Annotated in this window: 11 protein-coding genes; 5 read left to right on the top strand and 6 right to left on the bottom strand. The window is 71.4% G+C overall.

Annotated elements, in window-relative coordinates; all coding sequences use genetic code 11:
- The first annotated feature begins 20 nt into the window (after window positions 1-20).
- Window positions 21-791: a sortase family protein gene (locus JEQ17_RS18020; RefSeq protein WP_200396202.1), complete on the top strand. Its 771-nt coding sequence runs from the start codon at window positions 21-23 to the stop codon at window positions 789-791.
- Between the two features lie 335 nt (window positions 792-1,126).
- Entirely contained in the window at window positions 1,127-1,978 is an 852-nt protein-coding gene (locus JEQ17_RS18015) for a hypothetical protein (protein ID WP_200396201.1), read from the top strand.
- A gap of 86 nt (window positions 1,979-2,064) precedes the next feature.
- Here the strand turns inward: JEQ17_RS18015 and JEQ17_RS18010 are convergent, their stop codons facing one another.
- The 3 genes from JEQ17_RS18010 to JEQ17_RS18000 form a co-directional block, all read right to left on the bottom strand.
- A complete protein-coding gene (locus tag JEQ17_RS18010; RefSeq protein WP_200396200.1) occupies window positions 2,065-3,696 on the bottom strand; it encodes a phospho-sugar mutase in 1,632 nt (543 codons plus the stop codon).
- 227 nt (window positions 3,697-3,923) lie between these two features.
- Complete coding sequence (locus JEQ17_RS18005) at window positions 3,924-4,748, bottom strand: purine-nucleoside phosphorylase (RefSeq protein WP_200396199.1); 825 nt, start codon at window positions 4,746-4,748, stop codon at window positions 3,924-3,926.
- Window positions 4,749-4,847: 99 nt separating this feature from the next.
- Window positions 4,848-5,285: a gamma-glutamylcyclotransferase gene (locus tag JEQ17_RS18000; RefSeq protein ID WP_200396198.1), complete on the bottom strand. Its 438-nt coding sequence runs from the start codon at window positions 5,283-5,285 to the stop codon at window positions 4,848-4,850.
- A gap of 174 nt (window positions 5,286-5,459) precedes the next feature.
- Here JEQ17_RS18000 and JEQ17_RS17995 point away from each other — a divergent pair, with 174 nt between their 5' ends.
- Both JEQ17_RS17995 and JEQ17_RS17990 read left to right on the top strand, forming a co-directional pair.
- Window positions 5,460-6,908, top strand: coding sequence for an NAD(P)H-quinone dehydrogenase (locus JEQ17_RS17995; protein WP_200396197.1), 1,449 nt, complete (start codon window positions 5,460-5,462; stop codon window positions 6,906-6,908).
- A 191-nt stretch (window positions 6,909-7,099) separates the two neighbouring features.
- Window positions 7,100-8,059, top strand: coding sequence for a DeoR/GlpR family DNA-binding transcription regulator (locus JEQ17_RS17990; RefSeq protein WP_200396196.1), 960 nt, complete (start codon window positions 7,100-7,102; stop codon window positions 8,057-8,059).
- Window positions 8,060-8,156: 97 nt separating this feature from the next.
- Here the strand turns inward: JEQ17_RS17990 and JEQ17_RS17985 are convergent, their stop codons facing one another.
- Both JEQ17_RS17985 and JEQ17_RS17980 read right to left on the bottom strand, forming a co-directional pair.
- Window positions 8,157-8,729 (bottom strand): TetR/AcrR family transcriptional regulator, encoded by a 573-nt coding sequence (locus tag JEQ17_RS17985; protein WP_234048247.1) that lies wholly within the window; start codon window positions 8,727-8,729, stop codon window positions 8,157-8,159.
- A 226-nt stretch (window positions 8,730-8,955) separates the two neighbouring features.
- Complete coding sequence (locus JEQ17_RS17980; protein ID WP_200396195.1) at window positions 8,956-10,728, bottom strand: acetyl/propionyl/methylcrotonyl-CoA carboxylase subunit alpha; 1,773 nt, start codon at window positions 10,726-10,728, stop codon at window positions 8,956-8,958.
- A gap of 373 nt (window positions 10,729-11,101) precedes the next feature.
- Here JEQ17_RS17980 and JEQ17_RS17975 point away from each other — a divergent pair, with 373 nt between their 5' ends.
- Window positions 11,102-11,665, top strand: a complete 564-nt coding sequence (locus JEQ17_RS17975; RefSeq protein WP_200396194.1) for a hypothetical protein — start codon at window positions 11,102-11,104, stop codon at window positions 11,663-11,665.
- A 33-nt stretch (window positions 11,666-11,698) separates the two neighbouring features.
- Here JEQ17_RS17975 and JEQ17_RS17970 read toward each other — a convergent pair whose 3' ends face one another.
- Entirely contained in the window at window positions 11,699-12,319 is a 621-nt protein-coding gene (locus JEQ17_RS17970) for a Maf family protein (RefSeq protein WP_200396193.1), read from the bottom strand.
- Window positions 12,320-12,344 lie beyond the last annotated feature (25 nt).

Genomic DNA, 12,344 nt, shown 5'->3' with positions numbered 1-12,344 from the left:
GGGTGATCCGGGCGATCCACGTGACTCGGCCGAGGGGCCGGGACCGCTCGTACGGGCGTGGCGCGGCCGCGGCCCTCTGCCTCGCGGCGCTGGTGCTGACCGGCTGCGCCCCGGGAGACGGGAGCGGCCGTGCGTCCGCGGACGGGAACGCCCGTACGCCCGAGGGGGCGCCCCCGACGGCGACGCTGCCGTCCGCCTCCGCGCGGAGCCCGGCCGCCACCGGGCCCGCCCCGCAGTCCACGACGAGCCGGGAGCGCGACCCAGGCCGCCCGTCGCCGTCCGCCACCGGCCGGGTGCGTGGCCCCGACCTGTCCCGCCCCGCCCCCTCACGGACCGGGACCGGGACGAGGGCACCGCGCACCACCGCGGCCCCGTCGCCCTCCCAGGAGCGTCGGGACGGACCCGGCGTACCGGCCCGGGCCCGCACGGACACCGTCATCACCATCGGCAACTGGTCGGCGCGGGTCGTCCGAGGCGGCCAGGACGCGGTCGACGCCTGCCAGGACGCCGTCCAGTGGACCGGACCCGCCCTCGGCACCGAGAACGGCTACCGGCTCCGCACCGCCGTGCTGGTCGGCCACGACTACTGCGGCTTCGACCGGTTCGCGACGCTCCCGGTCGGCTCGACGGTCACGGTCCGCTCCCCGCGCGGGAGTTGGACGTACCGCGTGTACGCCACCCACGTCACCCCCGGCCGCGGCGCCCCGGCGGCCGGTCTGTACTGGGGCGACCTCACCCTGCAGTCCTGTGTGGGACCGGACACGGGTTTCAGCTATCTGATGCGTGTCTGACTCGTCCGGCGCCGGGAGGGCCGGCGCCGGGACACCCCCGTGTCCGGTCCTGTGACGCACCCGCCGTGGGACAGGGGAAGGCGGGGCACACGTGCCGGTCGCCGCCACGGGGGGATGCGGAGGCGGCCGAACACCGGTTCCATAGTGGGGCGGACGGGGCCGGAACAGGCAGCCGGGAAGGATGCGGCGGCCCAACTCCCGGTGAATCAGGGCGAGTACGCCCACGGCCGAAAACAGCTGGAGCCGTTCGGGCCGGGTGCGCCCGACCGGCAACCTCCGCGGCGGTCGGTGGCGACCTGAGGGTGAAATCCCGTCCCCCACCAAGGGAGTTCACCGTGCACAGACACTTGGCGCGTCTGGTCACCGTTCTCGCAGCCCTGGTCGCGCTGGTCGCCTCGCCCCTCACATCGGTGACCCCGGCGAAGGCCGCCGACCAGTGGAACCCGCCCGCGAACCTCGTACAGCCGCTCGGCGAGGTGTGGAACCACGTCTCGACGACCTACCCGGACCTCTACGGCTTCCGCAACTACGGCTGGGACCAGGTCATGGCCAACCGGGGAAGCATCAACTACTGCGTCCGCTGGGAGTCCGACGCCCCCGTCAGCACCGATCTGCGCGACCGGATCCACGCGGCCCTGAAGAAGCAGTTCGGCAAGTGGACGGCGGCCATGCTGGACAACGGCACGGGCCACAACGCCTGGCCGTACACCAGCGTGCCGGTCAACATCGTCGGCTGGGCGGTGAAGAACCGCTCGACCCTCCAGTGGACCGACAACTCCGTCGACGTCTACACCAACAACCTCGACGGCGGCGGCGCCCCACAGTGCGCGCCCGACTGCGGCCGCTTCTTCCACCAGGACGGCAACTACTCCCGCTGTCCGGGCGGCGCGGCCCGCCACTACGACCAGTCCCTCTGGCTCACCAAGGGCTTCCAGGGCGGCGCGGGCGGCGACTGGGGCCAGCGCGTCGGCCAGGAGTACTTCACCGGCGCCCTGTCGCAGGAGAACATCCACATCTACCTGCACGAGGTCGGCCACACCTTCGGCCTCGACGACTTCTACGACTGGACCCCGACCGGCCAGTGCTGCTTCCTCATGAAGGCGGGCAGCGCCGCGCAGATCACGGAGTTCGACAAGTGGATGTTCCGGGACTTCTGGCGCCATCTGAAGAGCCGGTACGGCCTGTGACGCCCGGCCCTGACAGGGCTGCTCGCTGACAGGGGTGTCCGACGGGGCCGTGGTGACACGGCCCCCGTCGGGTGTCCGTCCGGACGTCAGATGCCCGCGGCCGCCGACAGGTCCCGCTTGATCGTCGTCAGCAGGTCCGTCGCCTTCGCGCGGGCCGCCGGGAGGTTGTCGTGGGTGCCCACCGGGACCACGACCTCCAGGTAGCACTTGAGCTTCGGCTCCGTACCGCTCGGGCGGACGATGACGCGGGCGCCGTCCAGCGTGTAGCGCAGGCCGTCCGTGGGCGGGAGCGTGTCCGTGCCCCGCGTCAGGTCCTCGGCCTTGGTGACGGCCAGGCCCGCGAGGTGCGTGGGCGGCTGCTCGCGCAGACGGCGCATCGCGTCCGAGATGAGGGACAGGTCGTCCACGCGGACCGAGAGCTGGTCCGTGGCGTGCAGTCCGTGCTCGACCGCGAGGTCGTCGAGGAGATCGAGGAGGGTACGGCCCTCGGACTTGAGCTCCGAGGCCAGTTCCGTGATCAGGAGGGCCGCCGTGATGCCGTCCTTGTCCCGTACGCCCTCGGGGTCCACGCAGTAGCCCAGCGCCTCCTCGTAGCCGTACCGCAGGCCCTCCACCCGGGCGATCCACTTGAAGCCCGTCAGCGTCTCCTCGTAGGGGAGGCCCGCCTTCTCGGCGATCCGGCCGAGGAGGGAGGACGAGACGATCGACTCCGCGAACGTGCCCCGCGCGCCCCGGCGGACGAGGTGCTCGGCGAGGAGCGCGCCCACCTCGTCGCCGCGCAGCATGCGCCAGGCGCCGCCCTCCTTCACGGCCGCCGCGCAGCGGTCCGCGTCCGGGTCGTTCGCGATGATCAGGTCCGGGTCCGTCTCCTGGGCCTTCGCGAAGGCCAGGTCCATCGCGCCGGGCTCTTCCGGGTTGGGGAAGGCGACGGTCGGGAAGTCCGGGTCGGGGTCGGCCTGTTCGGCGACGAGGACCGGCTCGGGGAAGCCGGCCCGGGCGAACGCCGCCAGGAGGGTCTCCTTGCCGACGCCGTGCATCGCCGTGTAGACCGTGCGGGCCGTACGCGGGGAGCCCGCGGCCAGTACCGCGTCCGTACGCTCCAGATAGGCGTCCAGGACGCCGTCGTCGAGGGTCTGCCAGCCGCTGTCCGGGCGGGGAACGTCGGCCAGGCTCGTGATCGCGGCGATCTCCGCGGCGATCTCGGCGTCCGCCGGGGGCACGATCTGGGAGCCGTCGCCGAGGTAGACCTTGTAGCCGTTGTCGCGCGGGGGGTTGTGGCTGGCCGTGACCTCCACACCGGCCACCGCGCCCAAGTGCCTTATGGCGTACGCGAGTACGGGCGTGGGGAGGGGGCGGGGGAGCACGGCGGCGCGCAGGCCCGCGCCCGTCATGACCGCCGCCGTGTCGCGGGCGAAGTCGGCGGACTTGTGGCGGGCGTCGTAGCCGACGACGACGAGGCCGTCCGTCTGCCCCTTGGCCTTGAGATACGCGGCGAGGCCGGCGGCCGCGCGGATGACCACCGAGCGGTTCATGCGCATCGGGCCGGCGCCCAGCTCGCCCCGCAGGCCCGCCGTGCCGAACTGGAGGGTGCCGCTGAAGCGTGCGGCGAGCTCCGCCGTGTCCTCGGCGTCGATCAGCTTGGCGAGTTCCTCACGGGTTTCCGCGTCGGGGTCCTCGGCCAGCCATGCCTTGGCCCGTGCGGTGAGTCCGTCCTGCACGTCGGGTCAACCTCTCTCTTTGCCTGTTGTCCTGTGGTGCCGCGTAGCTGTCCCGTCCCTGGGGGCTCCGCCCCCAGACCCCCGTTATCGGCCTGAACGGCCTCGTCCTCAAACGCCGGACGGGCTGGATGTGCCTGGACCGGGCTATTGAGGTTCGGCCCGGCCGCGAATTCTTCAGCCCCTCCGGCGTTTGAGGAGCAGGGGTTCGGGGCGGAGCCCCCGAGCGGCTACAGACGGTCCAGGACCTGGGTCAGCAGCGCACCCATGTGGGTGGCCGAGTCGCGGCCCGCCTGGAGGACCTCCTCGTGGTTGAGGGGCTCGCCGGTCATACCGGCGGCGAGGTTGGTGACCAGCGAGATGCCGAGCACCTCCGCCCCGGCCTCACGCGCGGCGATGGCCTCAAGAGTCGTCGACATCCCCACCAGGTCCGCCCCGATGACACGCGCCATCCGAATCTCCGCGGGCGTCTCATAGTGCGGCCCGGGGAACTGCGCGTACACCCCTTCCTCAAGGGTCCCGTCGATCTCCTTGCACAGCGCGCGCAGCCGCGGCGAGTACAGATCCGTCAGATCGACGAAGTTCGCGCCGACGATCGGCGAGGCCGCCGTCAGGTTGATGTGGTCGCTGATGAGGACCGGCTGCCCGGGCCGCATGCCCTCGCGCAGCCCCCCGCAGCCGTTGGTCAGCACGATCGTCTTGCAGCCGGCGGCCACGGCGGTACGGACCCCGTGCGCGACGGCGGCGACACCGCGGCCCTCGTAGAAGTGGGTGCGGCCCAGGAAGACGAGCGCGCGCTTGTCGCCGATCTGGTACGAGCGGACCGTGCCGCCGTGCCCCTCGACCGCCGGCGGCGGGAACCCGGGCAGCTCGGTGACCTGGAACTCGGCCGCGGGGTCGCCGAGGGCCTCCACGGCCGGTGCCCAGCCGGAGCCCATCACGAGAGCGACGTCGTGGGTCTCGGCGCCCGTCAGTTCCCGTACGCGCACGGCGGCGGCGTCGGCGGCGGCGTACGGGTCGCCCTGGATGTCGTCCGGAAGAAGAGATGCGTTCACGCGCACGAGGGTAGCCGGTCCGGGCCTACGCGCGTAGATGGTGATGGTCACGGGATTGCGATCGTTGTCTTGTTGTTTCCGCCGAAGACCGCCCGGCGGTCAGCAGGGACGCTTGCGCAGTTCCATCACATAGTCGTGCGGGGCCCCCGCCGATTCGGCCGCGTCGGCGATCTCGCCGAGGTAACGGGCCGAGGGGAGCCCTCCCTCGTAGCCGTTGAGGACGTAGACCCACGCGGCCTCCTCGCCCTCCAGCGTGTGGATCCGTACCCGCATCCGCCGGTAGACGTCCAGGCCGACGCCCTCCCAGCGGTCCATGGACTCCTCGTCCAGGGGCGCGATGTCGTACAGGGCGACGAAGACCTGCGAGCGCGGGGCCTCGACGATGGTGGCCAGTGCGCCCTCCCAGCCCATGTGCTCGCCGCCGAACGTCAGCCGCCAGCCGTTCAGCCACCCGGTGGCGCGCAGCGGCGAGTGCGGAGCGCGGCGCGTCATGAGCCGCGGGTCGAGATTGCCGGCGTACGCGGCGTAGAGCGACATGGATCGAGAGTACGGCAGGCGGCGCGCAGGCCTCGCCCGATGACAAAGACCCCTCGCGCACCGCAACCATCGATCGAGCAACCACGACGGTGAGCCATTCGGTCCGCGCGAGCGGCGCCGGTTCAGGCGCAAAAAACAGCCCCCGGGCGGAAGCACCTTGAAGCGTGCGGGACAATGGAGTACGTGACTCGGATCGTGATCATTGGTGGCGGACCCGGCGGATACGAGGCGGCCCTGGTGGCCGCCCAGCTCGGCGCGGAGGTGACCGTCGTCGACTGCGACGGTCTGGGCGGGGCGTCGGTGCTCACCGACTGCGTCCCGTCGAAGACCCTGATCGCGACGGCGGAGGTGATGACCACCTTCGACTCGTCGTACGAGGAGCTGGGGATCATCGTCGCCGATGACACTCCTCACATCGACACGCCCGCGCGGGTCGTCGGTGTCGACCTCGGGAAGGTCAACCGCCGTGTGAAGCGGCTCGCGCTCGCCCAGTCGCACGACATCACCGCCTCCGTGACGCGCGCCGGTGCCCGGGTGCTCCGCGGCCGCGGGCGGCTCGAAGGCATGCAGGCCCTGGACGGCTCGCGCAAGGTCGTCGTACGGGCCGCCGACGGCAGCGAGGAGACGCTCGTCGCCGACGCCGTGCTCATCGCCACCGGCGGGCACCCCCGTGAGCTGCCCGACGCGCAGCCGGACGGGGAGCGGATCCTCAACTGGACGCAGGTCTACGACCTCGACGAGCTGCCCGAGGAGCTCATCGTCGTCGGGTCCGGTGTCACCGGTGCCGAGTTCGCCGGCGCCTACCAGGCCCTCGGCTCGCGCGTCACGCTCGTCTCCAGCCGCGACCGCGTGCTGCCGGGCGAGGACCCGGACGCGGCCGCCGTCCTGGAGGACGTGTTCCGGCGGCGCGGGATGAACGTCATGGCCCGCTCGCGCGCCGCGTCCGCCAAGCGCGTCGGCGACCGCGTCGAGGTGACGCTCGCCGACGGCCGGGTCATCACCGGCTCGCACTGTCTGATGGCCGTCGGCGCCATCCCCAACAGCAGCGGGATGGGCCTCGAAGAGGCCGGGGTCAAGCTCCACGAGTCGGGCCACATCTGGACCGACAAGGTCTCCCGCACCACCGCCCCGGGCGTGTACGCCGCCGGTGACGTGACCGGCGTCTTCGCGCTCGCCTCCGTGGCCGCCATGCAGGGGCGCATCGCCATGTACCACTTCCTCGGCGACGCGGTGAACCCGCTGAACCTCAAGACGGTCTCGTCGAACGTCTTCACCGACCCCGAGATCGCCACCGTCGGCTACTCCCAGGCGGACGTCGACGGCGGCGTCATCGACGCCCGGGTCGTCAAGCTGCCCCTGCTGCGCAACCCGCGCGCCAAGATGCAGGGCATCCGCGACGGCTTCGTCAAGATCTTCTGCCGCCCGGGCACCGGGATCGTCGTCGGCGGTGTGGTCGTCTCGCCGCGCGCCTCGGAACTGATCCACCCGATCTCGCTCGCGGTCGACAACAACCTGACCGTCGAACAGATCGCGAACGCCTTCACCGTGTACCCGTCCCTGTCGGGCTCGATCGCCGAGGTGGCCCGGCAGCTGCACACCCGGAAGACCGAGGGCGAATCCTGACGGCGTAGGACGGTTCCCCGCTGGTCACGGGGATCGTCGGCCCTTTGGTGACGGTGAGTCGCCGCCCATTCGTGCGGCATAGGCGCCGCGATTAGGCGCGTATACCACTCCGTGCCCTGCGGTGCGAACAACTTCTGTTATTCGGCGCAAACTGCTGAAAGCAGACGGTCGTTGGGGTTACTGTCAGTTTCGTGTTCGCTGCAGAACGTCGCCAATTGATCCTCGAAATGGTGCGAGCGAATGGGGCCGTGTCGCTCCGTGAGCTCGCCCGCGTCGTCCAGACCTCCGAAGTGACCGTACGGCGGGACGTGCGCGCACTGGAGGCAGAAGGACTCCTCGACCGCCGACATGGCGGTGCGGTATTGCCGGGCGGGTTCACGCGGGAGTCCGGCTTTCCGCAGAAGTCTCATCTCGCGACCGCCGAGAAGACGGCCATCGCCGATCTCGCCGCAAGTCTCGTCGAAGAGGGCGAGGCCATTGTGGTGGGGGCGGGAACCACGACACAGGAGCTGGCCCGCCGGCTCGCGCGGGTCCCCGGTCTGACCGTCGTCACCAACTCGCTGCTGGTGGCCCAGGCGCTGGCCCACGCCAACCGCGTGGAGGTCGTGATGACCGGCGGCACCCTGCGCGGTTCCAACTACGCCCTGGTCGGCAGCGGGGCCGAGCAGTCCCTCCAGGGGCTGCGGGTCTCCCGGGCCTTCCTGTCGGGGAGCGGACTGACCGCCGAGCGCGGCCTGTCCACCTCCAACATGCTGTCGGCGTCCGTCGACCGCGCGCTGGTGCAGGCGGCCGCCGAGGTCGTCGTCCTCGCCGACCACACCAAGCTCGGCACCGACACGATGTTCCAGACCGTGCCGACCGACGTGATCACCCGGCTCGTCACCGACGAGCCGCCCGCCCATGACGACCGCGCGGGCACCGAACTGCAGGCTCTGGCGGACCAGGGCGTACAGATCGCGGTGGCCGGAGCCGGCGGTGCGGGCGGGGATACGGTCCCGGCGGGGCGTCAGCCGCCACGCCGGGACGTGCCTCTCCCCGGCCCTAGGCGTGGCCAGGTCCCCGGCGGACCGCAGTTGCGCAGCGCGGCCGCGGTTCTGGGGGAACAGCCCCAGAGCGAGCGGGCGCGGGTCGCGGACCTGCGCCGACGCTGACGGCAGGGCCACTCGGCCCTGGTCCTGACGGACGACGGTCCAGTTCGTACGTCAGGAAGCGCGGCCACGGCGGTACGTGTGCTCGGTGTGCGGGGCGTCAGGCCTTGAGGCCCCGCAGGGTCAGTGTCAGCAGGCGGTCGGCCAACTCCGGATCGTCCGGGGTCTCTTCGGCCGCCAGCGCGATCGCGTTGGTCAGCTGGAGCAAGTCGCCGATGGAGACATCGGAGCGCACGGCGCCCGCCAGCTGAGCCCGGGCGAGCAGGACGCTGCCCGCCTCACGCATCGGACCGCTGCACCGGGCCAGTTCCGACGCGTCGTCGTGCGAGGCCGCCATGAGCGCACGCGCCAGACCGCGGTACTCACTCGCATGAGTGATGATGGCGCGCAGCCATGCCACGAGCGCCGTGCACGGCTGCGGGTCGTCCAGTAGTTCGCGCGAGAGGTCGAGGAGATCGCTCACCGCGTCCGAGAAGACCGAGCTCAGCAGTGCGTGGCGGTTCGGGAAGTGCCGGTACAGCGTGCCGATGCCTACGCCGGCTCGTCTGGCCACGTCCTCCAGGGAGGCGTCCGCGCCGAACTCGGCAAATGCCGTTCTTGCCTCGGAGACGAGTCGTTCGTGGTTGCGGCGGGCGTCGGCGCGCATGCGTGTGCCTGCCGGCGGCTTGGCCATGTGGATCACCTGGCCTCTCCTGCCTGGCGGGGGTGGGATGGGGTGCCCGATGTGCGTCTCGTCTGCCCCATTGTTGTTGCTCGGGGGCTGCGGGTGCGTTGTGGTCCCCCAGCCTTCGGCCGGGAGGTGCCCCCAGGTCGCGCAGTTCCCCGCGCCCCTAAAGGCCGAGGCGCCCGGCCACCAAGCTGAGCCTGGCGGCCGGGCGCCTCGGGACGGTAGGTGGGGATCAGTCCTTGATTTCGCAGATTGCGGCGCCGGAGGTGACGGAGGCGCCTACCTCGGCCGAGAGGGCCTTGACGGTGCCGGAGCGGTGGGCGTTGAGAGGCTGTTCCATCTTCATGGCCTCAAGGACGACGACGAGGTCGCCCTCCTTGACCTCCTGGCCCTCCTCGACGGCGACCTTGACGATGGTGCCCTGCATCGGGGAGGCGAGGGTGTCGCCGGAGGCCGCCGGGCCCGACTTCTTGGCCGCGCGGCGCTTGGGCTTGGCGCCTGCCGCGAGGCCGGTGCGGGCCAGCGACATGCCCAGGGAGACCGGCAGGGAGACTTCCAGGCGCTTGCCGCCGACCTCGACGACGACCGTCTCGCGGCCCGGCTCGTCCTCGACCTCGGTGTCCGCGGGAGCCGCGAACGGCTTGATCTCGTTGACGAACTCGGTCTCGATCCAGCGGGTGTGGACCGTGAACGGGTCGGCGGAGCCGGTCAGTTCGGGGGCGAACGCCGCGTCCTTCACCACCGCGCGGTGGAAGGGGATCGCGGTAGCCATGCCCTCGACATTGAACTCGGCCAGCGCGCGGGCGGCCCGCTGCAGGGCCTGCTCGCGGGTCGCGCCGGTGACGATCAGCTTGGCGAGCAGGGAGTCCCAGGCCGGGCCGATGACCGAGCCGCTCTCCACGCCCGCGTCCAGCCGCACACCCGGACCCGACGGCGGGGCGAACGCCGTCACCGTGCCGGGGGCGGGCAGGAAGTTGCGGCCGGGGTCCTCGCCGTTGATGCGGAACTCGAAGGAGTGGCCGCGCAGTTCCGGGTCGCCGTAACCGAGTTCCTCGCCGTCGGCGATGCGGAACATCTCGCGGACCAGGTCGATGCCGGCGACCTCCTCGGTCACCGGGTGCTCCACCTGGAGGCGGGTGTTGACCTCCAGGAAGGAGATCGTGCCGTCCGTGCCGACCAGGAACTCGACGGTGCCCGCGCCGACGTAACCGGCCTCCTTGAGAATGGCCTTCGAGGACGAGTACAGCTCGGCGACCTGCTCGTCGGAGAGGAACGGCGCGGGGGCCTCCTCGACCAGCTTCTGGTGCCGGCGCTGCAGCGAGCAGTCACGCGTCGACACGACGACCACGTTGCCGTGGCTGTCGGCCAGGCACTGGGTCTCCACGTGCCGCGGCTTGTCGAGGTAGCGCTCCACGAAGCACTCGCCGCGGCCGAAGGCGGCCACCGCCTCGCGGACGGCCGAGTCGTACAGCTCGGGGACTTCCTCCAGGGTGCGGGCGACCTTCAGGCCGCGACCGCCGCCGCCGAAGGCCGCCTTGATGGCGATCGGCAGCCCGTGCTCCTCGGCGAAGGCCACGACCTCGTCGGAGCCGGACACCGGGTCCGGGGTGCCGGCCACCAGCGGGGCGCCGGCGCGCTGGGCGATGTGGCGGGCGGCGACCTTGTCACCGAGGTCGCGGATGGCCTGCGGGGGCGGGCCGATCCAGATCAGCTGGGCGTCCAGGACCGCCTGCGCGAAGTCGGCGTTCTCGGAGAGGAAGCCGTAACCGGGGTGGATGGCGTCCGCGCCGGAGTCCTTGGCTGCCTGCAGCACCTTGGTCATGTCGAGGTAGCTGGTCGCGGGGGTGTCACCGCCCAGCGCGAACGCCTCGTCCGCGGCCCGCACATGCAGTGCGTCCCGGTCCGGCTCGGCGTACACCGCCACGCTCGCGATACCGGCGTCTCGGCACGCCCGGGCGACACGAACAGCGATTTCGCCACGGTTGGCGATCAACACCTTGCGCACGTTGGCTCCCTCTCCTTGAAACAAGCCGAGTTTAGGGACTGCCGACACGACGTATCGACCCGTCCCCGGTGGTGAGCTTTCCCACACGGAGCGTGATACAAGGTCCGCTCATCCGCGAAATCCCTTGTCGCACCGCGGTACGCAGGGGGCTTCCCAAGAACCCTAGCCCTCCGATGTGGCCAAGGTCTCTGTGAGAGCGTGCTGCGCCCCACTCCGTTTCTTTGTGGAGTCCCTACGAATGGCCCAACGAATCTTTGCCCTCCGTAGATCCCTTGTCCCGCGGTTTACCCGTTAGTAGCGTGCAGGCTGTCTCGAACGTACTTGAGGTAACAGCAGCTTTGGTCGAGCGGCAGTCGGAAGTGGGTGGGGACCGGTGGTGCGCAGACCGGTGGCATGGGTGACCGCGATCGTGCTTTTCGTGGAGGCGATAGGCATCGCGTTGGTCAACTGGTTCATGGGTGTGGTCGTCGACCGGCAGGACATGTCCCTGGCCGGGCTCGACTCGGACGTGATGTCGACGTCCTCGAAGGTCGCCGGCCTGCTCTTCGGCCTCTACTTCGCGCTCTGCGGTGTCGTCGCGCTGCGCGTGGCCCTGCGCGACCGCGCGCCCGCCGGCGTCGGCCGCATCCTGCTGTTCAGTGCCGCGGTGGTGCACGCCCTGCTGGGCGCGTTCACGGTGGGCCTGGTGGGCTGGGGCGCGTTCGCCTTCATGATGGTGGTGCTCGGACTGATCGTGCTCATCTTCATGACGTACGACCGTCGCGAGGGCACCCTCTCCGACGCCGGGCCGGACGACGTCAAGCCGGACGGCGGTGCGACGGGCGGTGGTACGACAGGTGGTGGCACCGCGGACGGTGGTACGACGGGCGGTGGCGCCGTGGGTGACGGCAGCGGCGGGACGCCGGTGATCCCGCCTCCGGCGCCCTCGACTTCCTGACTCCCCGACCGCCCGTCCGTCCCGCCCCGCGCGTCACTTCTCGCGCGGGGTCCACAACTCCGTGATGCCGACGCCCAGTTCGGCCAGCAGGCGGCGTACCAGCGGCAGCGAGATCCCGATGACGTTGCCGTGGTCGCCGTCGATGCCGTCGATGAACGGGGCCGAGCGGCCGTCGAGCGTGAACGCCCCCGCGACATGGAGGGGCTCGCCCGAGGCGACGTACGCGGCGATCTCCGCGTCGCTCGGCTCGCCGAAGCGGACGACGGTGGAGGCGACCGCCGAGGCGTGGCGCCCGGCCGCCGTGTCCCAGACGCAGTGCCCGGTCTGGAGCGTGCCCGCGCGGCCGCGCATGGACTTCCAGCGGGCGGTCGCCTCCTCGGCGTCGGCGGGCTTGCCGAGCGCCTCGCCGTCCAGGTCGAGCACCGAGTCGCAGCCGATCACCAGGGCACCCTTGACCTCCGGCCTCGCCGCCACCACCGACGCCTTCGCCTCGGCCAGCGCGAGTGCCAGTTCGGCGGGGGTCGGGGCGGTCACGGCGTCCTCGTCGACCCCGCTGACGATGACCTCGGGGGCGAGTCCGGCCTGGCGCAGCAGCCCGAGCCGGGCGGGGGACTGGGAGGCGAGGACGAGTCGGCGGCGTGGCTGATCAGTCATGCGGCCAGGGTATCGGCGGGGCCGC

Origin of the sequence: Streptomyces liliifuscus, assembly GCF_016598615.1 — a bacterium.
In the GTDB taxonomy this organism is placed as follows: domain Bacteria; phylum Actinomycetota; class Actinomycetes; order Streptomycetales; family Streptomycetaceae; genus Streptomyces; species Streptomyces liliifuscus.
Note: the sequence above shows the minus strand (reverse complement) of the source record. Positions and strands in the feature narration are given on the sequence as shown.

Excerpts from the sequence above, each read along its gene's own strand:
- JEQ17_RS18000 (WP_200396198.1), bottom strand. The coding sequence starts at position 5,285 with ATGTCGCTCTACGCCGCGTACGCCGGCAATCTCGACCCGCGGCTCATG.
- JEQ17_RS17995 (WP_200396197.1), top strand. The coding sequence starts at position 5,460 with ATGGAGTACGTGACTCGGATCGTGATCATTGGTGGCGGACCCGGCGGA.
- JEQ17_RS17985 (WP_234048247.1), bottom strand. The coding sequence starts at position 8,729 with ATGGCCAAGCCGCCGGCAGGCACACGCATGCGCGCCGACGCCCGCCGC.
- JEQ17_RS17970 (WP_200396193.1), bottom strand. The coding sequence starts at position 12,319 with ATGACTGATCAGCCACGCCGCCGACTCGTCCTCGCCTCCCAGTCCCCC.